Below are 24,090 nucleotides of genomic sequence, written 5' to 3' on the forward strand. Positions count from 1 at the left end.
ATGCTTGTCCTGCCGCCGAAGTTGACCCATGACGAGGCCTCCGCCTGCGTCTACATGCTTCAGCGGGGCCTCGGCCGGCCAGACGGGCAGCGCGACCGTCGTCGATGCCACGGCGCTCGTTCAGTTCGATTCTTCGGCGCTGGCGGTGCTGCTCGAATGCCGGCGCGAGTCCGCAGCGCTCGGGCGCGGCTTCGCGGTAAAGGGGCTCCCGCCGCGCCTGCGCGAACTCGCTTCGTTGTACGGTGTTGCCGGTCTTTTGCCGGCTGCGCCATAGAAAAGACCTGAGCCCCGTAAAATCGCGGGTTCCCATGCCCGCGATTTGCTTTCAATCGGTTTCGAAGACCTATCCCGCTTCACGCCAGCAACGGGCCCAGGGACAACCGGGTCTGCGTGCTGTCGACAACGTCAGTTTCGAGATCGAGGAAGGCGAATTCTTCGGTCTTCTGGGCCCGAACGGCGCCGGGAAGACCTCCCTGATCAGCATGCTTGCGGGCCTTTCACGTCCCAGCGCGGGCACGATCACGGTGCACGGCTTCGACGTCCAGCGCGAGTACGCGCAGGCCCGCCGCCACCTCGGCATCGTGCCGCAGGAGCTGGTTTTCGACCCCTTCTTCAATGTGCGCGAGACCTTGCGCATCCAGTCCGGCTACTTCGGCATCAGCAAGAACGACGACTGGATCGACGAGCTCCTGCATAGCCTCGGACTCGCGGACAAGGCGAGTGCCAACATGCGCCAGCTCTCCGGCGGCATGAAGCGCCGCGTGCTCGTCGCGCAGGCGCTGGTGCATAAGCCGCCGGTCATCGTGCTCGACGAGCCGACCGCCGGCGTCGACGTCGAACTGCGGCAGACCCTCTGGCAGTTCGTCGCCAAGCTCAACAAGCAGGGCAGCACCGTGCTGCTCACCACGCATTACCTGGAAGAGGCCGAGGCGCTGTGCCATCGCATCGCGATGCTGAAGCAGGGCCGGGTGATCGCGCTCGACCGCACGAGCGAGCTGCTCCGCTCCGCAGCGAGCAATGTCCTTCGCTTCAAGACCGACGGCATGCTGCCCTGGTCGATTGCGCAGCATGCGCGCGTCACCGGCCGCATTGTTCAGCTCCCGGCACAGAACGCGCACGAGGTCGAGCAACTGCTGGCGGCCATCCGTGAGGCGGGACTCGACGTCGAGGACGTCGAAATGCGCAAGGCCGATCTGGAAGATGTCTTCATCGACCTGATGGCTGGCGAGCAGACGCCACTGGAGGTTGCCAGATGATGATCAATGCGCTGGGCTGGCGCGCGCTGCTCTACAAGGAAATCCTGCGCTTCTGGAAGGTCGGTTTCCAGACCGTCGGGGCGCCGGTGCTCACCGCGTTGCTCTACCTGACGGTGTTCGGACATGTGCTCGAGGACCACGTCAAGGTCTACGGCACCGTCAGCTACACGGCCTTTCTCGTGCCGGGCCTCGTGATGATGAGCGTGCTGCAGAACGCCTTCGCCAACAGCTCGTCGTCGATCATCCAGAGCAAGATCATGGGCAGCCTGGTGTTCGTGCTGCTCACGCCGCTGTCGCACTGGGGATGGTTCCTGGCCTACGTCGGCTCGTCGATCGTGCGCGGGCTGGCTGTCGGGCTCGGCGTGTTCGTGGTGACGGCGCTCTTCGCGATGCCGGGCTTCGTCGCGCCGTGGTGGATCGTCATCTTCGCCCTGCTCGGGGCCGCCATGCTCGGCACGCTGGGGCTGATCGCCGGGCTCTGGGCCGAGAAGTTCGACCAGATGGCGGTGTTCCAGAACTTCCTGATCATGCCGATGACGTTCCTCTCGGGCGTGTTCTATTCGATCGGATCGTTGCCATCATTCTGGCAGACGGTGAGCCACCTGAACCCGTTCTTCTACATGATCGACGGCTTCCGCTTCGGCTTCTTCGGCGTGAGCGACGTGTCGCCGTGGGTGAGCCTGGCGATCGTCAGCGCCGCCTGGCTCGTGGTGAGTGCGATTGCGGTGCACCTCTTGCGCATCGGCTACAAGATTCGCGGATGAACATGAGACACCCCCAGGCTTCGCGCACTTCGTGTCGCTTCGCCACCCCCTCGAGGGGGCGCTGCCAGTGGCCCGGCGAAGCCGGTTCCACGGCAGCCCGCGAACAAGCGTGCTGCGCGCGGCTGACAACTATGGAAATGGAGCCCCGTCGGCGAAGCCAGACGTGATCGCAAGACACCGCGGAACCGGCTTTGCCGGGCCGCTGGCGTTGCCCCCGGCAGGGGGTGGCGAAGCGACACGAAGTGCGCGAAGCCTGGGGGCGAGCAACAATCATGACTGCGGAAGAACTCCAATCCATCATCCAGGCGGGCCTCGCCTGCGAGTACATCACGCTCGAGGGCGACGGACGTCATTGGTATGCCACCATCGTCTCGCCTGCGTTCGAGGGCAAGCGCGCGATCCAGCGCCATCAGCTCGTCTATGCCACCCTGGGTGCCAAAATGCATACCGACGAGGTGCATGCGCTCTCGATGAAAACCTACACGCCCACCGAATGGGCGAGCCAGTCTCCTTCGCCCTCCCGTTAGACCTCCGCTGGATTCTTCATGGACAAACTTCTGATTCGCGGCGGGCGCAAGCTTCGCGGCGAGGTGCGCATTTCCGGCGCCAAGAACGCCGCCCTGCCCGAACTGTGTGCAGCGCTGCTGACCGATCAGCCGGTCACGCTGTACAACGTGCCCAGGCTGAAAGACGTCGAGACCATGCTCAAGCTGGTCCACAACATGGGCGTGGCGGCCGAGCGCGACGACAACGGAACGGTGCGCATCAACGCCCGCTCGCTCGAAGTGCCCGAGGCGCCGTACGAGCTGGTCAAGACCATGCGTGCGTCCGTGCTCGCGCTGGGCCCCCTGATCGCCCGCTTCGGGCGTGCCAAGGTCTCGCTGCCCGGTGGCTGCGCGATCGGGTCGCGGCCGGTCGACCAGCACATCAAGGGCCTGCAGGCGATGGGCGCCGAGATCGTGGTCGAGCACGGCTACATGGTCGCGCGCATCGGCGCCGGCCGGAAACGGCTGCACGGTGCGCGCATCACGACCGACATGGTGACCGTCACCGGCACGGAGAACTTCCTGATGGCGGCCGCTCTCGCCGAAGGCGAGACGGTGCTCGAGAACGCCGCGCAGGAGCCGGAGATCGCCGATCTGGCCGAGATGCTGATCGCGATGGGCGCGAAGATCGAAGGCCATGGCACCAGCCGCATCCGCATCCAGGGCGTGGAAAAGCTTGGCGGTTGCACGCACCAGGTGGTGGCGGATCGCATCGAGACGGGCACCTTCCTGTGCGCCGTGGCCGCCACCGGCGGTGACGTCTTCCTGAAGCATGGCCGTGCCGATCATCTCGACGCCGTGATCGAAAAGCTGCGCGCGGCCGGTGCCGAAGTGATGCCCGCCGACGACGGCATCCGCGTCCGTCGCGATGGGCGTCTCAAGGCCCAGAGTTTCCGAACGACTGAATACCCGGGATTCCCGACCGACATGCAGGCCCAGTTCATGGCCCTGAACGTGATCGCCGAGGGCACCTCGGCGGTGACCGAGACGATCTTCGAGAACCGCTTCATGCACGTCGACGAGATGTTGCGCCTCGGCGCGCGCATCCAGACCGACGGCAAGGTGGCGGTGATCGAAGGGGTGTCGCAACTGTCGGGTGCGACCGTGATGGCGACCGATCTGCGCGCATCGGCCAGCCTGGTGATCGCCGGGCTCGTGGCCGACGGCGAGACGCTGGTCGACCGGATCTATCACCTCGATCGCGGCTACGACCGCATGGAGGCCAAGCTGCGCGGCATCGGGGCCGACATCGAGCGCGTGGCCGGTCCTGCCGAGGTGCAGCCATGATCACGCTCGCGCTCTCCAAGGGGCGGATATTCGAGGAAACCATGCCGCTGCTCGCCGCTGCCGGCATCGAGGTGACCGAGGACCCCGAAAAGTCCCGCAAGCTCATCCTGGCGACGACCCGGCCGGACGTTCGCGTCGTGCTGGTGCGCGCCTCGGACGTGCCGACCTATGTGCAATACGGCGGCGCGGACCTGGGCGTGACGGGGCTCGACGTGTTGCTCGAACACGGCAACCAGGGCCTGTACCAGCCGTTGGACCTGCGCATCGCGGCCTGCCGACTGAGCGTGGCGGTGCGCGCCGACTACGACTACGCCTCGGCCGTGAAGCAGGGCTCGCGCATCAAGGTCGCGACCAAGTACGTCGGGCTCGCCCGCGACTTCTTCGCCAGCAAGGGTGTGCACGTCGACCTGATCAAGCTCTACGGCAGCATGGAGCTGGCGCCGTTGACCGGGCTGGCCGATGCCATCGTCGACCTGGTCTCGACCGGCAATACCCTCAAGGCCAACCACCTCGTCGAGGTCGAGCGGATCATGGACATCAGCGCGCGGCTGGTCGTCAATCAGGCGGCGCTGAAGCTCAAGCGCGAAGCGATCCGGCGTATCGTCGATGCGTTCGAGTCGGCCATTCCTTCCTCGTGACATCGCAATGAATCCGAAAGCCACCCCTCTTCGCCTGTCGACCGCTTCGGCCAGCTTCGAAGCCGACTTCAAGGCACGCCTGCACTGGTCCGCCGAGGCGGACGCGGCCATCGAGCAGGTGGTGGCGGACATCCTCGCGGATGTGCTGCGCCGGGGTGACGAGGCGGTGCTGGCCTACACGCGCCGCTTCGACCGGCTCGAAGCCGCCGGCATGGAGGCGCTCGAACTCAGCGCCGCCGAATTGCGCAGCGCCTTCGAATCGCTGCCTGCCGAGCAGCGCAACGCGCTCGAGGCCGCGGCAAGGCGGGTGCGCAGCTATCACGAGGCGCAGAAGAAGGCGAGCGGCGAAAGCTGGAGCTACCGCGACGCGGACGGCACGCTGCTGGGCCAGAAGGTCACGCCGCTGGACCGTGTCGGCATCTACGTGCCCGGCGGCAAGGCAGCCTATCCGTCCAGCGTGCTGATGAACGCGATCCCGGCGCACGTTGCTGGCGTGGGCGAGATCATCATGGTCGTGCCGACGCCCGGCGGCGAGAAGAACCCGCTCGTGCTGGCCGCGGCACACGTGGCCGGCGTGAGCCGCGCTTTCACGATTGGCGGCGCCCAGGCGGTGGCGGCGCTCGCGTACGGAACGGCCGCGATCCCGGCGGTCGACAAGATCACCGGTCCCGGCAATGCCTACGTGGCCGCCGCGAAGCGCCGGGTGTTCGGTACGGTCGGCATCGACATGATCGCGGGGCCGAGCGAAATCCTGGTGCTGGCCGACGGCACGACGCCGCCGGACTGGGTCGCCATGGATCTTTTCAGCCAAGCCGAGCACGACGAGCTCGCACAGAGCATCCTCCTGTGTCCGGACGCCGGCTACATCGAACAAGTGCAACAGGAGATCGATCGGCTCCTGCCCTCCATGCCGCGTGCGGAAATCATCGCGGCCTCGCTGAACGGGCGTGGCGCGCTGATTCACACGCGCAGCATGGAGGAGGCCTGCGAGATCAGCAACCGGATCGCGCCCGAGCACCTCGAAGTCAGCAGCCGCGAGCCGCATCGCTGGGAGCCGCTGCTCAGGCATGCCGGTGCGATCTTCCTCGGCGCCTTCACCAGCGAAAGCCTCGGCGACTACTGCGCGGGCCCCAACCACGTGCTGCCCACGAGCGGCACCGCGCGCTTCAGCTCGCCGCTGGGCGTCTACGACTTCCAGAAGCGCTCGAGCCTCATCGAAGTCAGCGAAGCGGGCGCCCAGGCCCTGGGGCGGGTGGCCGTGACGCTGGCGGAAGGCGAGGGCCTGACCGCGCACGCGGAAGCGGCGCGTATGAGATTGAAATGACCCCCAGCCTCGCCCACTTCGTGTGGCTCGGGCATCCCCTTGCAGGGGGCAACCCCGGCGGCCCGGCGAAGCCGGTTCCAGGGGTTTCAGGCGACCGTTCGCATCGAGGCTGCTTTTGTTCGCCGCGCTGGTGTTCGCCGCCGGTGCGCAGGCGATGTCCATCCGCGAACTGCGCACGCTCGAAGCCAACGAGAAGGACGGCAAGACCTACGCGAACTACTACTTGGTCGGCGTCATGGAGGGTCTGCGCGAAGCCAGCGACGCAGACCAGCGCGCGGGGCTCAAACCGCATTTCTGCGTCAATGGGCGCAAGCTCGAGCCGGCCATGGCGCGCGCGCTCTTCCAGACCGAACTGGCGCGCAACGCCGACAACTACGAGGCCGACATGCCGGTGCAGCTCGTGCTCGCCGCGGCTTTGCGCAACAGCTACCGCTGTCCCTGAACCGAATGAAATCCACCACCCAGACGAACCGCGCCCTCGGCCGTATCCGCGCGGATGTGCAATCGATGCACGCCTATGCCGTCCAGGACGCGCGAGGCATGCTCAAGCTCGATGCCATGGAGAACCCCCATGGCCTGCCGCCGGCGCTGCAGGCCGCACTCGGCGAACGCCTGGGTGCGCTCGCGCTGAACCGCTACCCCGGCGCGCGCGGTGCCGACCTGCAGCGCGCCCTGGCCGAGTACGCCGGCATGCCGGATGGCTTCTCGCTGATGCTGGGCAACGGCTCGGACGAGCTGATTTCGCTGCTGGCCATGGCCTGCGATCTGCCCGGCGCAGCCATCCTCGCACCGGTTCCCGGCTTCGTGATGTACGCGATGAGCGCGCAACTGCAGGGCCTGCGCTTCGTTGGCGTGCCGCTGACCGCCGACTTCGAGCTCGACGAAGGCGCGATGCTGGACGCCATCGCGCGCGAGAAGCCCGCGATCGTCTACCTCGCCTATCCGAACAACCCGACGGCCAACCTCTGGGACGACGCGACGATCGAGCGGATCATCGAGGCCCAGGGCGAGCAGGGCGGCCTGGTCGTGATCGACGAGGCCTACCAGCCGTTCGCCGGCAAGAGCTACATCGACCGCGTGACGCGCCACAACCACGTGCTGCTGATGAGGACGCTCAGCAAGTTCGGCCTGGCCGGTGTGCGCCTCGGCTACATGATGGGCCCGGCCGCACTGGTGTCGGAGATCGACAAGGTGCGGCCGCCCTACAACATCAGCGTGCTGAACTGCGAGTGCGCCCTGTTCGCCTTGGAACATGCCGACGTGTTCGCCGAGCAGGCGGCCGACATCCGCCGCCAGCGCGCGCGGATCTTCGAAGCCCTCGCGCGGCTGCCCGCTGTCAAGAGCTGGCCGAGCGAAGCGAACATGATCCTGATCCGCGTGCCCGATGCCGCCAGGACCTTCGAGGGCATGAAGGCCGCCGGCGTGCTGGTCAAGAACGTTTCTAAAATGCATCCGTTGCTCGCAAACTGTCTGCGGCTGACCGTCGGGACCGCCGACGAGAATGCGCGGATGATCGCGGCGCTGGAATCTTCACTATGAACACCCCCACGGCCCCCGAGGCAGTCATCGCCGCCGGTGCACGCACGGCAACCGTCACCCGCAACACGGCCGAGACGAAGATCACGGTCCACGTCAACCTCGACGGCACCGGCAAGGCGAAGCTGTCGACCGGCATCGGCTTCTTCGACCACATGCTCGACCAGATCGCCCGCCATGGCCTGATCGATCTGGACATCGACTGCCAGGGCGACCTGCACATCGACGGTCACCACACGGTGGAAGACGTCGGCATCACGCTCGGCCAGGCGGTCGCGAAGGCCGTGGGCGACAAGAAGGGCATCCGACGTTACGGCCATGCCTACGTGCCGCTCGACGAGGCGCTCAGCCGCGTGGTGATTGACTTCTCGGGCCGCCCCGGACTCGTGATGGATGTGCCCTTCACGAGCGGCATGATCGGCACTTTCGACACGCAGCTCACCTCCGAGTTCTTCCACGGCTTCGTCAATCACGCATTCGTCACGCTGCACATCGACAACCTGAAGGGCGTCAACGCGCACCACCAGTGCGAGACGGTGTTCAAGGCCTTCGCCCGGGCGCTGCGCGCGGCGCTGGAGCTCGATCCGCGTTCGGCGGGCGTCATTCCTTCGACCAAGGGATCGCTCTGAACCGGAACCGTTGCTGCTCGGAGACTCATCCATGACGAAGAACACAGTCGCCGTGATCGATTACGGCATGGGCAACCTGCGGTCGGTGTCGCAGGCGGTCCAGCATGCGGCGGATCAGGTCGGGGTGGAGGTGTTCGTCACCTCCGATCCGGACGTGGTGCGCCGCGCCACCCGCGTCGTTCTGCCGGGGCAGGGCGCCATGCCCGACTGCATGCGCGAACTGCGCGATTCGGGCCTTCTGGAGCCCGTGCTTGAAGCGGCGGCCACCAAGCCGCTGTTCGGCGTCTGCGTCGGCATGCAGATGCTGTTGTCGCGTAGCGACGAGGGGCCGACCGAGGGGCTCGGCCTCATCCCCGGCGAGGTTCGGCGGTTCGAACTCGAGGGCCGCAGGCAGCCCGACGGCAGCCGCTACAAGGTCCCGCAGATGGGATGGAACCAGGTCATCCAGACGCACCCGCACCCCGTGTGGGCCGGGGTGCCGGACCAGAGCTACTTCTATTTCGTGCACAGCTTCTATGCGAAGCCTGCCGATCCCGCCCACAGCGTGGGCGAGGCAGACTACGGCGACCGCTTTACCGCGGCCATTGCACGCGATAATATTTTTGCCACCCAGTTCCACCCCGAGAAGAGCGCGGACCATGGGTTGCAGCTCTATCGAAATTTCCTCCACTGGCATCCTTGAGACAGTCGACGCATCGACCGACCGGCCCGGGCAGCGGTTGCGCGCGCCGGATTCTGGGTACGATTGCCGCCTTCCACTCCCTCACCCCGCCTAGATTTCCCGCGACTTCATCGCTCGTTCCAAGCAGTCCCGCATCATGCTCCTCATTCCTGCGATCGACCTCAAAGATGGCCACTGCGTTCGCCTCAAGCAGGGCGATATGGACCAGTCGACCACGTTCAGTGAAGATCCCGCCGCGATGGCGCGCAAATGGCTGGAGGCCGGAGCCAGGCGGCTGCACCTGGTCGACCTGAACGGGGCTTTCGCGGGCAAGCCGCAGAATCATGCCGCGATCAAGGCGATCCTGCGTGAAGTCGGCGATGAGATCCCCGTGCAGCTCGGCGGCGGGATTCGCGATCTGGACACCATCGAGCGCTACATCGACGACGGCCTGCGCTACGTGATCATCGGCACCGCCGCGGTCAAGAATCCCGGCTTCCTCAAGGATGCGTGCAGCGCCTTCGGCGGCCACATCATCGTCGGCCTGGACGCCAAGGACGGCAAGGTGGCGACGGATGGCTGGAGCAAGCTGACCGGCCACGAGGTCGCCGATCTCGGCAAGAAGTTCGAGGACTACGGTGTCGAGTCGATCATCTACACCGATATCGGCCGCGACGGCATGCTCTCCGGCATCAACATCGACGCCACGGTGCGTCTGGCGCAGGCACTCACGATCCCGGTGATCGCATCGGGCGGCCTGTCGAACATGGCCGACATCGAAAAGCTCTGCGCCATCGAGGACGAGGGCGTCGAAGGCGTGATCTGCGGCCGTGCGATCTACTCGGGCGACCTCGACTTCACCGCTGCGCAGGCCCGCGCCGACGAGCTGGCCGACGCAGCCTGACGCCTCGCCGGGTCACTCGGAGCGCACCGCCATCGTCTGGATGATGGTCTCGAGCTGCGGGCTCATCGGCAGGTTCAGCGCAGTCCCCGAAGGCAGCTTGCGCAGGAACCAGCGCTTGTACTGCCGCTCGATCTCGCCATCCTCGGCCAGGTCATGGAAGGTGTCGTTCACGACCCGCGTCATCTGCGGGTCGTCTTTGCGGTACATCACGCCATACGGGTCGTACGAAAGAAACTCGCCGACGACTTGGTAGTTGCTCTCGCCGTCGCTGCCGCCCCGGTCCTGCGCAATCAGGCCGTAGAGCAGGACGTCATCGGTCGCGAACGCCTCTGCCTTGCCGGACTTCACCAGCGCGAACGATTCGGCGTGGTCGCGCGAGACCCGCAGGTTCATGCCGATCTTGAAGCGCGCGGCGATGTCGCGCATCGTCTTCTCGTTGGTCGTGCCGCTGGTCACCGCGACGGCGCGGCCGCCGAGGTCTCTGAAGGACTTGATCGGCGAATCCTTGCGCACCAGCAGCTTGGTGCCCGAGACGAAGATCGTCGGCGAGAACGCGACCCGCTTCTGCCGCTCGAGGTTGTTGGTGGTCGAGCCGCATTCGAGGTCCACCTGCCCACTGACCACTGCGTCGAGCCGTGATTCCGCGGTCACCGGCACCCATTTCGTCGCGAGCGTCTTGTGCACCGCATCGCTCATGGCTTCCACCAGCGCCTTGCACAGCTCGATGGAGTAGCCGATCGGCTCGTTGCGCGGCGACAGGAACGAGAACGGGATCGACGATTCGCGGTAGCCGATGGTCACGGCGCCCGCGTCGCGCACCTTCGCCAGCGTGCCGGTGAGCGCCGCGGGCGTTGCAGGCGTCGGCTCGGTCTGCGCCGACGCCTGCGGCACGACGCCGGCGAGGCCCAGCCACAGGGCCGCGATGGCCGGCAGTGTCCGCGTGAGCGTCATCGCGGGCCTCAGGCGTGCATCGGATTGGCCAGGGTGGCGGCGCTCTCCTTGTCCATGGAGCGCGCGTTGGCGTCGGCCTCGCTCTCGGACATCAGCTCGCCCTCCCACTTCGCGACCACTGCGGTGGCGATCGAATTGCCCACCGCGTTGGTGGCCGAACGGCCCATGTCCAGGAAGGTGTCCACGCCGAGGATCAGCAGCAACCCGGCCTCGGGGATGTTGAACTGGTTCAGCGTCGCCGCGATCACCACCAGCGAGGCGCGCGGCACGCCGGCCATGCCCTTGGAGGTCAGCATCAGGATCAGCAGCATCGTGAACTGGGTGGCGATCGTCAGATGGATGTCGTAGGCCTGCGCGACGAAGAGCACCGCGAAAGTGCAATACATCATCGAGCCGTCGAGATTGAAGGAATAGCCCATCGGCATCACGAAGCTCGAGATCTTGCGCTTGACGCCGAAGCGGTCGAGCGCCACCAGGATCTTCGGGTAGGCGGCTTCCGAGCTTGCGGTGGCGAAAGACAGCAGGAACGGCTCGCGGATGTACTGCAGCAGCTTCACGATGCGCGGGCCGAGGAACACGAAGCCGGCCAAGGCCAGCAGGCTCCACAGCAGCAACAGGCTCAGATAGAAGCCGCCCATGAACACCGCGAACTTGATCAGGATGTCCAGGCCGTTGACCGCCACCGTCGCCGCCATGGCCGCCAGCACCGCGAGCGGCGCGAGCTTCATGACGTAGCCGGTGATCTTGAGCATGGCGTGCGAGAGCTCGTCGATCGACGCGACCAGCGTCTTGCCCTTCTCGCCGAGCGAGGCGAGGGCGACGCCGAAGAACATCGAGAACACCACGATCTGCAGGATCTCGTTGTTCGCGAGCGCCTCGACGAAGGACCTCGGCACCATGTGGGCGACGAAGTCCTTCAGCGTGAACTTGGAAGTCGCGAGATTCGCCGAGGCGCCGATGTCGGGCAGTGGCAGCCCCAGGTTGTGCCCCGGCTGCAGCAGGTTGGCCATGATGAGGCCCAGCACCAGCGAGACCAGCGACGCGGTGACGAACCACGCCAGCGCCTTGCCGAACACCCGCCCCACCGAAGCGGCATCCCCCATGTGCGCGATGCCCACCACCAGCGTGGAGAACACCAGCGGGCCGATCAGCATCTTGATGAGCCGCAGGAAGACGTCCGAGACGATCGAGATGTAGCCCGCGATCTCCGCCGCCGTCCGCTTGTTGGGGAAGTTCACGAAGACCATGTAGCCCACGATGATCCCGATCACCATCGCGATCAGGATCCAGGCGGCGGGCGGCAGCTTTCTTCTCATGGGTTCTCCTCGTGATCGGGACCGGCGAATCGTTCCTGGCCGACGACCGCATCCGCGAGCGTCCGCCGGTGGGATTTCAAGCGAAAACAGTGCCGGCCGCAATCCTGACGCGGGCCAAACCTAGAATCGGGCCATGTCTGTCCAAACGTCGACCTTTCGCGGCCAGCCGGTGGTGCGCTTCGCGCTGCCCGGCGGCGACAGCTGCATGGTGGCGCTGCACGGCGCGCATGTGCTGTCCTGGGTGACGGCCGACGGCGTCGAGCGGCTCTACCTGAGCCCCGACGCGCGCTTCGACGGCCGGAGTGCCATCCGCGGCGGCGTGCCGATCTGTTGGCCGCAGTTCAACATGCGCGGCTCCCTGCCGAAGCACGGCTTCGTGCGCAACGTCGCCTGGCAGGCGGAATCGGTCGAGGTGAACGGCAGGCACGCCACCGCGACGCTTGCGCTGCACGACGATGCGGCGACGCGGGCGATCTGGCCCCATTCGTTCCGCGCGCGTCTCGTCGTCACGCTGGAGCCGCATTCGTTGCGAATTGCACTAACGATCGGCAACACCGGCAGCGGGCCATGGTCGTTCGCCGCGGCGCTTCATTCGTATCTGCGCGTCGACGATGTCACTGCCGCCCGGCTCGAAGGCTTGCAAGGCGCCAACCGCTGGGACGCGGTGCGCGACGACCGCCATGTCGAAGTGGCGCCGGCGCTTCGCTTCGGTAGCGAATTCGACAGCGTCTATGCGTCCCCCGCGCGGCCGTTGCGGCTCGAGCAGCCGTCCGGCGCGCTCGAAATCGCCCAGGGAGCGAGCTGCACCGAAACCGTGGTGTGGAACCCCGGCCCGGCGCTGAGCGCCAAGCTCGACGACTTGCCGGACGACGGCTGGCGCCACATGCTTTGCGTCGAGGCCGCGCGGATCGACGAGCCCGTTCTGCTGGCGCCCGGCGCGCAGTGGCAGGGCTGGCAGCAGTTCACCGTCTCCTGAACCTTTGTTCCGAATCTCCCATGCTTGCCAAACGCATCATTCCCTGTCTCGACGTCACCGGCGGCCGTGTCGTCAAGGGCGTCAATTTCGTCGAGCTGCGGGACGCCGGCGACCCGGTCGAAATCGCGGCCCGCTACAACGCGCAGGGCGCCGACGAACTCACCTTCCTCGACATCACGGCGACCAGCGACGACCGGGACCTGATCCTGCCCATCATCGAGGCGGTCGCCTCGCAGGTGTTCATTCCGCTGACCGTCGGCGGCGGCGTGCGGACGGTCGCGGACGTGCGCCGGCTGCTGAATGCCGGGGCGGACAAGACCAGCTTCAATTCGGCCGCGATCGCCAATCCGCAGGTCATCGACGACGCGTCCCACAAGTACGGCGCGCAGTGCATCGTGGTGGCCATCGATGCCAAGCGCCGCAGTGCCGAGGACGCGGCGACGCGCGGGCCGGGCTGGGACGTTTACAGCCACGGCGGCCGCAAGAACACCGGCCTCGATGCGGTGCAGTGGGCGGTCGAGATGGCCCGTCGCGGTGCCGGCGAGATCTTGCTGACCAGCATGGACCGCGACGGCACCAAGAGCGGCTTCGACCTCGAACTCACCCGGGCGGTGAGCGATGCGGTCAGCGTCCCCGTGATCGCTTCCGGCGGCGTCGGCAGCCTGGCGCATCTGGCGGACGGCATCCAGATCGGCGGCGCGGATGCCGTGCTCGCGGCCAGCATCTTCCACTACGGCGAATTCACCGTCGGCGAAGCCAAGGCGCAGCTGGCCGCGCGCGGCATTCCCGTGCGGCGGTAACCGACTGCCGGCGGTGTGACATCTATTGCACCGACAATAGCCAAATGGACTGGTTGGATGAAGTGAAATGGGACGCGAACGGCCTCGTGCCGGTCATCGCGCAAGAGCAAGGCAGCAATGACGTGCTGATGTTCGCCTGGATGAACCGCGAGGCGCTGGCCAAGACCGCAGAGACCGGCCGTGCCGTGTATTTCAGCCGGTCGCGCGCCAAGCTCTGGTTCAAGGGCGAGGAGTCCGGCCACGTCCAGACCGTGCACGAGATCCGCCTCGACTGCGACAACGATGTCGTGCTGCTCAAGATCACGCAGCTCGGCCATGAGCCGGGTATTGCCTGCCATACCGGCCGTCACAGCTGTTTCTTCAGCAAGTACGAGAATGGCCGCTGGGTCGTGACGGAACCGGTACTGAAAGACCCCGCATCGATCTACACACCGACCCCAAGATGAGCACCGATACCCCTGGGCGGAATGCCGAAGACGCGCTGGCGCGTCTCGCCGCCGTCATCGAAAGCCGCCTGCCTGCGCGCGGCGGCGACCCCGAGAAAAGCTACGTCGCCCGGCTGCTGCACCGCGGCCCGGACGCATTCCTGAAGAAGATCGGCGAGGAGGCGACCGAGGTCGTGATGGCCGCGAAAGACGCCGACCATGGCGGCGATCGCGCGAAACTGGTGAACGAAGTCGCCGATTTGTGGTTCCACAGCATGATCGCCCTCGCGCACTACGGCTTCGCACCGAGTGACGTGGTGGCGGAGCTCGAGCGCCGCGAAGGCACGAGCGGGATCGAGGAAAAGGCCCTGCGCAAGGCGCAGGCGCGCGAAGCCTCGAACGATTGAGAGGACGCCATGCCCAACGACATCGTTACCGTGGACCCCGATGACTCGCTCAAGACCTGGGGCTGGGTCAGCTACATCCTGCACCTGGTGGTGGCCGTGGGCGCCGTGCTCCCGGGCGCTCAGGCTTCGATCGGGCTTTTGCTGATCGCGCTCGTCATCGACCTGGTCAAGCGCGACGATGCCGCGGGGACGTGGCAGGCGTCGCATTTCAGCTGGCGCATCCGCTCCGTGCTCTGGGCCGGCGTCCTGTACCTGCTGACCTCCTGGCTGTGGTTGCTGTTCCTGGTGCCGGGCTGGGCTGCCTGGGCACTCATTTCCCTCTGGTTCCTCTATCGCATCGTCAAGGGGATGGTGCGAATGAATGCGGGCCGATCCATGGAGCCGACGAATGTCCTCTGACCCCAACTGCGTCTTCTGCAAGATCATCGAAGGCAAGATTCCCTCCCGAAAGGTCTACGAGGACGAGGAACTCGTTGCGTTCCATGACATCGCGCCGTGGGCGCCGGTGCACTTCATGATCGTGCCCAAGCGCCACGTTCCCTCGATGGCCCAGGTGACTTCGGACGATGCCGCACTGCTTGGAAGGATCATGACGCTGGCCCCGAAGCTGGCGATCGAGCAGGGGTGCGGGCCCTATCCGGAGGGTGGTTTCCGCATTGTGGTCAATACCGGTGCCGAAGCCGGCCAGGAAGTCCACCATCTGCATGTCCACGTCATGGGCGGTCCGCGTCCATGGCTCAGAGGCTGATATCCGCCTTGCCCGGCGGCATTTGCGCGCCGACTAAAATTGTTCACATTCTTCAGGAGTAATCCATGGGCTCTCTTTCCATCTGGCACTGGCTGATCGTGCTGCTGGTCGTCGTGATGATTTTCGGCACCAAGAAGCTTCGCAATATCGGGTCTGACCTCGGCGGCGCCGTCAAGGGTTTCAAGGACGGCATGAAGGACGGCTCCGCCGCCGAAACGCCGCCGGCCCCGAACGCGCAGGTCACCAACAACGCGGCGGCCGACAAGACGACGATCGACGTCGAAGCGCGCCAGAAGTCCTGAGCAGCGGCCGTCCGTGATCGATCTCGGCATCTCGAAACTTGCGCTGATCGGCGCGATTGCGCTGATCGTTCTCGGGCCTGAAAAGCTTCCGCGAGTGGCGCGCACGGTCGGTACCTTGCTCGGCAAGGCGCAGCGCTACGTGAACGACGTCAAGGCCGAGGTCAATCGATCGATGGACCTCGACGAGCTTCGCAAGATGAAGGACACGGTGCAGGATGCCGCCCGCGAGGTCGAGCACAGCATCCAGTCCGGCGCGAGCGAGCTTGAAAAGCAGTTCGCCGATATCGGTCAGTCGTCCTCCGAATCGGCCGAGGCATCGCCGGTCTACCCCGAGTACAAGCACCCGCGCAAGAACTGGCGCCTGAAGCAGGGCGCGACGCCGCAGTGGTACAAGGCCCGCAACGGCGTGCGCACCAAGGCGCTTTCAGGCGCGGCGCGCGTGGCACGCTACCGTCCCCACAAGATCAACTAGCTCCGGCGTCGATCCGGCGGCGTCGAGCGCGTCCCGAGTTCCCGACCGCGCCCCCCACATGGCCGACCCCACAGACAAGAACAAAGAAGACGAACTGGCTGGCACCGAGCAGCCCTTCGTCCAACACCTGATGGAGCTGCGGGACCGCCTGCTCTATTGCATCTATGGTCTTGCGGTGGCCGGCGTGCTGCTCGCGATCTGGCCGGGTCCCAGCGGGCTGATCGACCTGATCGCGGTGCCGATCCGTGCCCACATGCCGCACGACGCGAAGCTGATCGCGATCGGCGTTTTCTCGCCCTTTTTCGTGCCGCTGAAGGTGCTGTTGATGACCGCGGTGTTGCTGGCATTGCCGTGGCTCATGTACCAGTGCTGGATGTTCGTGGCGCCGGGGCTCTACAGCCATGAGAAACGTTTCGCGCTGCCACTGATCATCTTCGGCAGCCTGCTGGCCTATGCCGGCATTGCCTTCGTCCAGTTTTTCGTGCTGGACAAGATGTTCGGCTTCATCCAGCGATTCACGCCCGCGGCCGTCGCGGCCACACCTGACATCGCTTCCTACGTGGAGGCGATTCTTTCGCTCTACATCGCTTTCGGCGTGGCGTTCCAGGTGCCGATCGTGGTGATGCTGCTGGTGCGCTTCGAGATGGTCACGGTCGAGAAGCTGCGCTCCTTCCGCGGCTATTTCATCGTCGTCGCGTTCGTCGTCGCGGCGGTGCTCACGCCTCCGGACGTTGTTTCGCAACTGGCGCTGGCCATCCCGATGTGCCTGTTGTACGAGGTGGGCATCATCGGAGCGCGTTACTTCACCAAGTACAGCAAGGCGCCGGAAGAAAGCGCCGATTCCGCCCAGCCCTGAGCGGGGACTCCCGGGGCGCTATTCGGGCTGGTCGGGCGCGCGTCGGGTCTGCGACTTCGGCCGCGAACCCGGCGTGACATCCAGCTCCAGCTTGTCGCCGCCGCGCTGCAGCGCGAAGCGCGTGGCATTTCCCGGCTTGAGCCCGGCGACGGCCGTCAGCAGCTCCTGAACATTGCCGATGTTCTTGTCGCCGACGCCGGTGATGACGTCGCCGGGGCGCACGCCGGCCTTCGCCGCCGGGCCGTTCTGCAGCACGCCGGTGATGATGACGCCCGTATGGGCCTTCACGCCAAACGTTTCTGCCAATTCCGGCGAAAGATCGTTCGGTTCCACCCCGATCCAGCCGCGGGTGACCCGGCCGGACTTCACGATGTCCTCGAGCACCTGCTTGGCCGTCGAGACCGGAATGGCGAACCCGATCCCCATGCTGCCGCCCGAGCGCGAATAGATCGCGGTGTTGATTCCCTCGAGATTCCCGTTCACGTCGATCAGCGCGCCGCCCGAATTGCCCGGGTTGATCGCGGCGTCGGTCTGGATGAAGTTCTCGAAGGTGTTGATGCCCAGCTTGTTGCGGCCGAGCGCCGAGACGATGCCGCTCGTGACGGTCTGGCCGACGCCGAACGGGTTGCCGATGGCGAGCACCTGGTCGCCGACCTGCAGCGCGTCCGAATTGCCCAGGACGACCACCGGCAGCTTGTCGAGCTCGATCTTGAGGACCGCCAGATCGGTCTCGGGGTCCGTGCCGATCACCTTTCCGAGCGCGTGTCGGCCATCGTTGAGCGTGACGTCGATCTCGTCCGCGCCGTCCACGACATGGTTGTTGGTCAGGATGTAGCCCTCGGCACTCACGATCACGCCGCTGCCGAGGCCGACTTGGGGCTGATCCGCGCCCTGGTCGCCGAAGAAGAAGCGGAACCAGGGATCGCTGTTGCGTGGATTGAGCTGGGCCGCCTTGCTAGTGTTGATGCTGACCACGGCCGGGGAGGCCTTTTTCGCCGCGGCGCTCATGCTGCCGGCCGCGACGGCCAGGGGTTGGCCGGCGGCGCCTCGACGACCGAAACCACGCCGCCGAGCGAAGTTCCCCTTCTGTCGAGCCATTCGGGTTTGAGCGTTGCGACCACGAAATAGGCCGCGAGAAGGACGGTGACGGCCTGTGAGAACAGCAGCCAGGTGCGTTTCATGAAAAAGCGGAGGGAAGGTGAAAGCGGCGCCCGTGCGGGCGCCAAAAAGGTCGATTGTCCACCAGCCGCTCGATCCGGCTCGCAGGCGCGCGCGTAGGGGCTTCATCCCAGTGGAAGGCAAGAAATAAGGGTAAACCCTAAAATCGAGCAGCTTGCAGCCGGGCGCCTTACAGGGACTTCTTCGGCGCGGCGCGCAAAACCCTACAGCGAGAAGCCGCATTCGCAAGAGCCCCAGGCCTCGGTCCGCCGAGCGCCGCTTTCTCTTCGGCTTCTCTTTCGTCTGCCCATGACTGCACATGCCTTTGTCGAAGGTGCTTCGGCGCCATCCGCGCCCGCCTCGATGCGCACCCTCGATGCCCGCGACTACAAGACGCTCGCGCTATCGGCGCTCGGTGGCACCCTCGAGTTCTACGACTTCGTCATCTACGTTTTCTTTGCCACCGTGCTCGGGGCGCTTTTCTTCCCGGCCGACATGCCGGACTGGCTGCGCCAGCTTCAGACGTTCGGCATCTTCGCCGCCGGCTATCTGGCCCGGCCGCTGGGCGGCATCGTGATCGCACATTTCGGCGACAAGCTTGGCCGCAAGCGCATGTTTTCCCTGTCGATCTTCCTGATGGCGCTGCCGACTTTGGTCATCGGTCTGCTGCCGACTTACGCCGGCATCGGCGTGGCGGCGCCGCTGCTGCTGCTGGCAATGCGGGTGCTGCAGGGCGCGGCGATCGGCGGCGAGATGCCGGGCGCCTGGGTGTTCGTGGCCGAGCACGTGCCTGCGCGCCGCTACGGCTTCGGGATCGGTACGCTCACTTCGGGCATCACGGGCGGCATCCTGCTGGGTTCGCTAGTCGCGGTGGCCATCAACAGGCGCTATTCGCCGGCCGAGGTCTCCGACTTCGCCTGGCGGATCCCGTTCATCCTCGGTGGGGTGTTCGGGCTGGTGTCGGTCTACCTGCGGCGCTTCCTTCACGAGACGCCGGTCTTCCGGGAGCTTGCAGACCGCCGCAGTGTCGCGCGCGAACTTCCGCTGAAGACGGTGCTTCGCGAACATCGCGCCGCCAGCGTGCTCGTCGCACTGCTGACCTGGGTGCTGTCGGCGGCGATCGTGGTGGTCGTCCTCTACACGCCGACCTACCTGCAGAAGGTCCACCATGTGCCCGCAACGCTTGCGCTCGAGGCGAACGCGGTCGCCACGCTGATGCTCACGCTCGGCTGCATCCTTGCGGGCTGGGCGACGGACCGCATCGGCACGCGCGCGGCCATGCTGATCGGCTGGGGTGGCCTGTTCGTCACCTCGTACCTGTTCTATACGAGCCTGCCCGGCACACCGGCTTCGCTCGCGTGGCACTACGGTCTCGTAGGCCTCTTCGTCGGCACCATCGCCACGGTGCCGATCGCCGGCGTCCGTGCCTTTCCGGCGCCGGTGCGCTTCACCGGACTCTCGTTCGCCTACAACATGTCGTATGCGGTTTTCGGCGGCCTGACACCGGTCATCCTGACGCTGTGGCTCGCGAAGGACCCGATGGCGCCGGCGCACTACGTCGGCTTGCTGGCGGTGCTGGGCTTCGTGCTCGGGCTGTTGCCCTCGCGGCGCGCGGCCATGCCATGCGGGCCGCGCCGGCCGGGGCCACAATGGCGCAATGAGTACGACCCGCCACGAACTCCTTCACGCATTCGACCTGCTGCTCGCCCCCGAGCGATTCAAGGATTACGGGCCGAACGGCCTGCAGGTCGAAGGCCGCACCACGGTCCGCAAGATCGTTTCCGGCGTCACCGCGAGCCGCGCGCTGATCGAGGCCGCCATCCATGCCGAAGCCGATGCGATCTTCGTGCACCACGGCCTGTTCTGGCGCGGACAGGACGGCCGCGTGACGGGGTGGATGCGCCAGCGCCTGGGCTTGCTGCTCGGCGACGACGTCAACCTGTTCGCCTACCACCTGCCGCTGGATGCGCATCCCGAACTCGGCAACAACGCGCAGCTTGGCGCCAAACTGGGGCTGGCAGCGCATGCCGGATCGGCGGGCCGATTCGGCGAACAGGAACTGGGCTTTTTCGGTGCACGAAGCAATGGAGAGCCTTTCGCCAATGCAAAAGCCCTGGCCGCGCAGGTGGAGAAGGCGCTCGGAAAGTCGGTCACGCTCGTCGAGGGTGCCGCCCGCCCGATCAGAAACGTTGCGTGGTGCACGGGCGGTGCGCAGGGCTACTTCGAGGCTGCAATCGCTGCCGGGGCGGATGCCTTCATCACGGGCGAGATTTCCGAGCCGCAGGCCCACTACGCGCGCGAGATGAATGTCGCATTCCTGGCTTGCGGGCATCATGCGACCGAGCGCTACGGCGCGCCGGCGGTAGCGGGCCACGTGGCGCAGCAACTGGGGCTGGCGCACGAATTCATCGACATCGACAACCCCGCCTGAGTACCGTGTCGCTTCCCATCGCCGTCACCCTGGGTGACCCCGCAGGCATCGGCCCCGAGATCATCGTCAAGGCATTCCGGGATGCGGGCGACGACATGCGCGGATGCTTCGTCGCGGGGGACGTTGCCCTTGTCCGGCGTGCCGCAAGACGGCTCGCGGCGCCCGGCTCCCTCGCATTGCCTGTCAGCGAGATCGAATCGCTTGCAGATGTGGCCGGCGTCCCTCCGAACTGCGTGCCAGTGCTGCAGGTGGTGAAGGAGGCCGATGCGTCCATTCCCCTCGGCGAGGTCAGCGCCCTGGCGGGGCGCGTTGCCGGCGATTGCGTGGTCTGGGCTGCCCGCGCGGCGCTGCGCGGGGACATCGCGGCCATCGTGACCGCGCCATTGCACAAGGAAGCCCTCGCCGCAGCCGGGTTCGGTTTCCCTGGTCATACCGAATTGCTCCAGTCCGAGGCGGCGGCCCACCTCGGCCGCCCGGTTTCGGAGGTGCCGGTGCGGATGATGCTTGCCAACGACGAGTTGCGGACGGTGCTCGTGAGCATTCACGTGTCGCTGCGCGAAGCCATCGAGGCGGTGACCTTCGACGGTGTTCTGGAGACGCTGCGGATCACGCACCGCGCATTGAGCGCCGTGCTCGGCAAGCCGCCAAGGATCGGTGTCGCGGGTCTCAATCCTCATGCGGGGGAGGGCGGTCTCTTCGGCACCGAGGAGCGGGAGATCATCGCGCCGGCGATCGCCGCGGCGCGCAAAGAGGGCATCGATGCGGACGGCCCGCACGCGCCCGACACCATCTTCATGCGCGCGCGGACCGGTGAGTTCGATGTCGTGATCGCGATGTATCACGACCAGGGGCTGATCCCGGTGAAGTACCTCGGTGTCGAGAAGGGCGTCAATGTGACGCTGGGGCTGCCGCTCGTGCGCACGAGCCCCGATCACGGCACCGCGTTCGATATCGCGGGGACTGGACGCGCCGATGCGTCGAGCCTGATCGAAGCGGTTCGCGTGGCGCGATCGCTTTCACGCGAGAGGGTGAAGGCCGGCTGAGATTCGCCGGCCCGGCGTTCAGCGCTGCTTGAGGCTGTCTCGGATCTCGCGCAGCAACACGGTGTCCTCTGGTGTCACTGGCGGCGGTGCCTCTTGCGTCTTCCGCAGCCTGTTGATTTGCTTGACCATCAGGAAAATGATGAAGGCAAGAATCACGAAGTTGACCGCGACGGTGATGAAATTGCCATAAGCCAGCACGGGAACGTTGGCCTTCTTCAGTTCGACGAGCGTGTCGGCCACATTTGCCGGTTTGGGTCCGAGCAGGATATAGAGATTCGAGAAATCGAGTCTGCCAAACACGAGCCCGACGATCGGCATGATGACGTCGCCCACCAAGGACTCGACGATCTTGCCGAAAGCGCCCCCGATGATCACGCCGACCGCGAGGTCGACCACGTTGCCCTTGACGGCAAATTCACGAAACTCCTTGAGAAAGCTCATGTCGGGTACCTTGTGTCCGGAATTGCGAAACGGCGGCCAGTATAGGGGTGCGTTTGACGTGCATTAATACAAACGCGATCTGTCGCTTATGCGCGTCTTGCCGCATTGAATTCGCGATTTACGCTCCGCTACAATCTTCGGTTGACCCCAAGACCTTAGCGAAGAACATTGAGGATCCCCCATGAGTGATAGCGCAGCCGGCCACGCCCGGGTTGACACTAGCAAGCGGACGTGGTTGATCGCATCAGGTTGTGCAGGAGCGGTGGGCGGAGTGGCGGTTGCCGTGCCGTTCGTCAGCACTTTCCAGCCATCTGAAAGAGCCAAGGCTGCCGGAGCTCCGGTAGAGGTCGACATCGGCGGCCTTCAGCCAGGCCAGAAGATGACCGTCGAATGGCGCGGCAAGCCTGTGTGGATCCTCAAGCGCACGCCTGAGCAACTCGCCGAGTTGCCCAAGCTCGATCCGCTGCTCGCCGATCCGCAATCCAAGCGCAATCCGGACGAGTTCACGCCCCCGTACGCGCGCAACGAGCATCGCTCGATCAAGCCCGAGATCCTGGTGGTCGTCGGGATCTGCACTCATCTCGGGTGCTCCCCGACCGACAAGTTCCAGGCCGGTCCCCAGCCCTCGCTGCCCGACGACTGGCAAGGCGGCTTTCTCTGCCCTTGCCACGGCTCCACCTTCGATCTCGCGGCCCGGGTCTTCAAGAACAAGCCGGCGCCGGACAATCTGCCAGTCCCTCCCCACATGTACCTCTCCGACACCCGCCTGCTGATCGGCGAAGACAAGAAGGCTTGAGGAGAACGACATGGCTGACTTCAAGGAAATCTCCCCCAACGCGCCGGCAGGCGAGAAGCTCCTCAACTGGGTCGACAACCGCTTCCCGCTGACCAAGCTCTGGGAGGACCAGTGGGGCAAGTACTACGCGCCCAAGAACTTCAACATCTGGTACATCTTCGGCTCGCTCGCGATGCTGGTCCTGGTGATCCAGATCGTGACCGGCATCTTCCTGGTGATGCACTACAAGCCGGACGCTGCGCTGGCCTTCGCGTCGGTCGAGTACATCATGCGCGACGTCCCTTGGGGCTGGCTGATCCGCTACATGCATTCCACGGGCGCCTCGGCGTTCTTCATCGTGGTGTACCTGCACATGTTCCGCGGGCTCATGTACGGCAGCTATCGCAAGCCGCGCGAGCTCGTCTGGATCTTCGGCTGCGCGATCTTCCTTTGCCTGATGGCCGAGGCGTTCATGGGCTATCTGCTGCCGTGGGGCCAGATGAGCTACTGGGGCGCGCAGGTGATCGTCAACCTGTTCTCCGCGATCCCGTTCATTGGTCCGGATCTGGCGCTCCTGATCCGCGGTGACTACGTGGTGAGCGACGCGACCCTCAACCGCTTCTTCAGCTTCCACGTCATCGCGGTGCCGCTGGTGCTTCTGGGTCTCGTGGTCGCTCACCTGATCGCGCTGCACGAAGTGGGCTCGAACAACCCCGACGGCATCGAGATCAAGGCCAACCGCGGCCCCGACGGCCACCCGGTGGACGGCATTCCGTCGCATCCGTACTACACGGTGCACGACATCTTCGGCACGGTTGTGTTTCTGACGATCTTCTCGGCTGTGATCTTCTTCGCGCCCGAGGCCGGCGGCTACTTCCTCGAGTACAACAACTTCATTCCCGCCGATTCGCTGAAGACGCCGATGCACATCGCGCCGGTGTGGTACTTCACGCCGTTCTATTCGATGCTTCGCGCCATCACGAGCGAGATGATGTATGCGCTCATCGCGTGCGTGGTTGCAGGGGCTGCGTTCGGCGTCTTGAAGGCGCGCATCCCCTCGATCTTCAAGGGCCTGATCGTTGTGGCGGCCGTCGTCGTCGCGGCCATGATGCTGTCGATCGATGCCAAGTTCTGGGGGTGGTCGTCATGGGCGGCGCCGTCATCATCCTCTTCTTCCTGCCATGGCTGGATCACAGCCCCGTGAAGTCGATCCGCTATCGTCCGGGCTGGCACAAGGTCATGTACGGCATCTTCGTGATCAACTTCGTGGTGCTCGCCTACCTCGGCGTGCAGCCGCCGTCGCCCGTCGGCGAGCGCGTGTCGCAGGTCGGGACGCTGTTCTACTTCGGTTTCTTCCTGCTGATGCCATGGTGGAGCCGTCTGGGCGAGTTCAAGCCGGTCCCTGAGCGCGTGACCTTCGCTGCCCACTGACCGGAGAAAAGAAG

26 protein-coding genes and 4 pseudogenes are annotated in these 24,090 nt (G+C 65.6%); 26 read left to right on the forward strand and 4 right to left on the reverse strand.

The genetic code is table 11. The annotated features are described in order from the left end of the window. From ACQ858_RS03225 to hisA, 12 genes and pseudogenes are all read left to right on the forward strand, one after another. Positions 1-274, forward strand: a pseudogene (locus ACQ858_RS03225) (STAS domain-containing protein). A 34-nt stretch (positions 275-308) separates the two neighbouring features. After that, entirely contained in the window at positions 309-1,256 is a 948-nt protein-coding gene (locus tag ACQ858_RS03230) for an ABC transporter ATP-binding protein (protein ID WP_431276774.1), read from the forward strand. Beyond that, positions 1,256-2,020 (forward strand): ABC transporter permease, encoded by a 765-nt coding sequence (locus ACQ858_RS03235; RefSeq protein ID WP_431276775.1) that lies wholly within the window; start codon positions 1,256-1,258, stop codon positions 2,018-2,020. The genes ACQ858_RS03230 and ACQ858_RS03235 overlap by 1 nt, the downstream gene beginning before the upstream one ends. Positions 2,021-2,292: 272 nt before the next feature. Next, positions 2,293-2,547, forward strand: a complete 255-nt coding sequence (locus ACQ858_RS03240) for a BolA family protein (protein ID WP_431275394.1) — start codon at positions 2,293-2,295, stop codon at positions 2,545-2,547. A gap of 18 nt (positions 2,548-2,565) precedes the next feature. Beyond that, entirely contained in the window at positions 2,566-3,852 is a 1,287-nt protein-coding gene (gene murA, locus ACQ858_RS03245) for a UDP-N-acetylglucosamine 1-carboxyvinyltransferase (RefSeq protein ID WP_431275395.1), read from the forward strand. After that, positions 3,849-4,490 carry an ATP phosphoribosyltransferase gene (gene hisG / locus ACQ858_RS03250; protein ID WP_431275396.1) on the forward strand — a complete coding sequence of 214 codons (642 nt, stop codon included), beginning with the start codon at positions 3,849-3,851 and terminating at the stop codon, positions 4,488-4,490. Before murA ends, hisG begins: the two co-directional genes overlap by 4 nt. Before the next feature lie 7 nt (positions 4,491-4,497). Next, entirely contained in the window at positions 4,498-5,814 is a 1,317-nt protein-coding gene (gene hisD, locus ACQ858_RS03255) for a histidinol dehydrogenase (protein ID WP_431275397.1), read from the forward strand. 115 nt (positions 5,815-5,929) lie between these two features. After that, positions 5,930-6,256 (forward strand): Rap1a/Tai family immunity protein, encoded by a 327-nt coding sequence (locus tag ACQ858_RS03260; protein ID WP_431275398.1) that lies wholly within the window; start codon positions 5,930-5,932, stop codon positions 6,254-6,256. A gap of 5 nt (positions 6,257-6,261) precedes the next feature. Then, entirely contained in the window at positions 6,262-7,353 is a 1,092-nt protein-coding gene (gene hisC, locus ACQ858_RS03265; RefSeq protein WP_431275399.1) for a histidinol-phosphate transaminase, read from the forward strand. Continuing rightward, positions 7,350-7,979 carry an imidazoleglycerol-phosphate dehydratase HisB gene (gene hisB, locus ACQ858_RS03270; protein WP_431275400.1) on the forward strand — a complete coding sequence of 210 codons (630 nt, stop codon included), beginning with the start codon at positions 7,350-7,352 and terminating at the stop codon, positions 7,977-7,979. The genes hisC and hisB overlap by 4 nt, the downstream gene beginning before the upstream one ends. A gap of 31 nt (positions 7,980-8,010) precedes the next feature. Continuing rightward, the gene (gene hisH / locus ACQ858_RS03275; RefSeq protein WP_431275401.1) at positions 8,011-8,661 is read left to right on the forward strand and encodes an imidazole glycerol phosphate synthase subunit HisH; all 651 of its coding nucleotides are present in this window, start codon (positions 8,011-8,013) and stop codon (positions 8,659-8,661) included. Positions 8,662-8,797: 136 nt separating this feature from the next. Continuing rightward, positions 8,798-9,544: a 1-(5-phosphoribosyl)-5-[(5-phosphoribosylamino)methylideneamino]imidazole-4-carboxamide isomerase gene (gene hisA, locus ACQ858_RS03280; RefSeq protein WP_431275402.1), complete on the forward strand. Its 747-nt coding sequence runs from the start codon at positions 8,798-8,800 to the stop codon at positions 9,542-9,544. Positions 9,545-9,556: 12 nt separating this feature from the next. Here hisA and ACQ858_RS03285 read toward each other — a convergent pair whose 3' ends face one another. Next, a complete protein-coding gene (locus tag ACQ858_RS03285) occupies positions 9,557-10,495 on the reverse strand; it encodes an amino acid ABC transporter substrate-binding protein (protein ID WP_431275403.1) in 939 nt (312 codons plus the stop codon). Between the two features lie 8 nt (positions 10,496-10,503). Next, complete coding sequence (locus ACQ858_RS03290; protein WP_431275404.1) at positions 10,504-11,811, reverse strand: dicarboxylate/amino acid:cation symporter; 1,308 nt, start codon at positions 11,809-11,811, stop codon at positions 10,504-10,506. 133 nt (positions 11,812-11,944) lie between these two features. On the opposite strand from ACQ858_RS03290, the gene ACQ858_RS03295 reads away from it, so the two are divergent. The 9 genes from ACQ858_RS03295 (at position 11,945) to tatC (ending at position 16,797) form a co-directional block, all read left to right on the forward strand. Continuing rightward, positions 11,945-12,787, forward strand: a complete 843-nt coding sequence (locus ACQ858_RS03295) for a D-hexose-6-phosphate mutarotase (RefSeq protein ID WP_431275405.1) — start codon at positions 11,945-11,947, stop codon at positions 12,785-12,787. A 20-nt stretch (positions 12,788-12,807) separates the two neighbouring features. Next, positions 12,808-13,587 (forward strand): imidazole glycerol phosphate synthase subunit HisF, encoded by a 780-nt coding sequence (hisF, locus tag ACQ858_RS03300; protein ID WP_431275406.1) that lies wholly within the window; start codon positions 12,808-12,810, stop codon positions 13,585-13,587. A 44-nt stretch (positions 13,588-13,631) separates the two neighbouring features. After that, entirely contained in the window at positions 13,632-14,033 is a 402-nt protein-coding gene (hisI, locus tag ACQ858_RS03305; RefSeq protein ID WP_431275407.1) for a phosphoribosyl-AMP cyclohydrolase, read from the forward strand. Next, positions 14,030-14,419: a phosphoribosyl-ATP diphosphatase gene (locus ACQ858_RS03310; protein ID WP_431275408.1), complete on the forward strand. Its 390-nt coding sequence runs from the start codon at positions 14,030-14,032 to the stop codon at positions 14,417-14,419. The genes hisI and ACQ858_RS03310 overlap by 4 nt, the downstream gene beginning before the upstream one ends. A 9-nt stretch (positions 14,420-14,428) precedes the next feature. Beyond that, on the forward strand, positions 14,429-14,818 hold the full coding sequence (locus ACQ858_RS03315; RefSeq protein ID WP_431275409.1) for a DUF4870 family protein: 390 nt from the start codon (positions 14,429-14,431) through the stop codon (positions 14,816-14,818). After that, positions 14,808-15,167: a histidine triad nucleotide-binding protein gene (locus ACQ858_RS03320; RefSeq protein ID WP_431275410.1), complete on the forward strand. Its 360-nt coding sequence runs from the start codon at positions 14,808-14,810 to the stop codon at positions 15,165-15,167. Before ACQ858_RS03315 ends, ACQ858_RS03320 begins: the two co-directional genes overlap by 11 nt. A gap of 65 nt (positions 15,168-15,232) precedes the next feature. Beyond that, positions 15,233-15,469: a Sec-independent protein translocase subunit TatA gene (tatA, locus tag ACQ858_RS03325; RefSeq protein WP_431275411.1), complete on the forward strand. Its 237-nt coding sequence runs from the start codon at positions 15,233-15,235 to the stop codon at positions 15,467-15,469. Positions 15,470-15,482: 13 nt separating this feature from the next. After that, the gene (gene tatB, locus ACQ858_RS03330; protein ID WP_431275412.1) at positions 15,483-15,941 is read left to right on the forward strand and encodes a Sec-independent protein translocase protein TatB; all 459 of its coding nucleotides are present in this window, start codon (positions 15,483-15,485) and stop codon (positions 15,939-15,941) included. 58 nt (positions 15,942-15,999) lie between these two features. After that, on the forward strand, positions 16,000-16,797 hold the full coding sequence (gene tatC / locus ACQ858_RS03335; protein ID WP_431275413.1) for a twin-arginine translocase subunit TatC: 798 nt from the start codon (positions 16,000-16,002) through the stop codon (positions 16,795-16,797). Between the two features lie 18 nt (positions 16,798-16,815). Here the strand turns inward: tatC and ACQ858_RS03340 are convergent. Next, positions 16,816-17,978, reverse strand: a pseudogene (locus tag ACQ858_RS03340) (S1C family serine protease). A gap of 286 nt (positions 17,979-18,264) precedes the next feature. Between ACQ858_RS03340 and ACQ858_RS03345 the strand changes: the two are divergent. The 3 genes and pseudogenes from ACQ858_RS03345 to pdxA all read left to right on the forward strand — a co-directional run bounded on the left by ACQ858_RS03345 (position 18,265) and on the right by pdxA (position 21,429). After that, positions 18,265-19,616: pseudogene (locus tag ACQ858_RS03345) on the forward strand (MFS transporter). Next, the gene (locus tag ACQ858_RS03350; RefSeq protein WP_431275414.1) at positions 19,613-20,386 is read left to right on the forward strand and encodes a Nif3-like dinuclear metal center hexameric protein; all 774 of its coding nucleotides are present in this window, start codon (positions 19,613-19,615) and stop codon (positions 20,384-20,386) included. The pseudogene ACQ858_RS03345 and the gene ACQ858_RS03350 overlap by 4 nt, the downstream one beginning before the upstream one ends. Positions 20,387-20,391: 5 nt before the next feature. Further along, positions 20,392-21,429, forward strand: a complete 1,038-nt coding sequence (pdxA, locus tag ACQ858_RS03355; protein WP_431275415.1) for a 4-hydroxythreonine-4-phosphate dehydrogenase PdxA — start codon at positions 20,392-20,394, stop codon at positions 21,427-21,429. A gap of 18 nt (positions 21,430-21,447) precedes the next feature. Here pdxA and mscL read toward each other — a convergent pair whose 3' ends face one another. Continuing rightward, positions 21,448-21,870 (reverse strand): large conductance mechanosensitive channel protein MscL, encoded by a 423-nt coding sequence (mscL, locus tag ACQ858_RS03360; protein ID WP_431275416.1) that lies wholly within the window; start codon positions 21,868-21,870, stop codon positions 21,448-21,450. A 181-nt stretch (positions 21,871-22,051) separates the two neighbouring features. Between mscL and petA the strand changes: the two genes are divergently transcribed. Next, complete coding sequence (gene petA, locus ACQ858_RS03365) at positions 22,052-22,666, forward strand: ubiquinol-cytochrome c reductase iron-sulfur subunit (protein WP_431275417.1); 615 nt, start codon at positions 22,052-22,054, stop codon at positions 22,664-22,666. 10 nt (positions 22,667-22,676) lie between these two features. Further along, positions 22,677-24,076: pseudogene (locus ACQ858_RS03370) on the forward strand (cytochrome b). Positions 24,077-24,090 lie beyond the last annotated feature (14 nt).

Source organism: Variovorax ureilyticus, from assembly GCF_050632185.1.
In the GTDB taxonomy this organism is placed as follows: domain Bacteria; phylum Pseudomonadota; class Gammaproteobacteria; order Burkholderiales; family Burkholderiaceae_C; genus Variovorax; species Variovorax ureilyticus_A.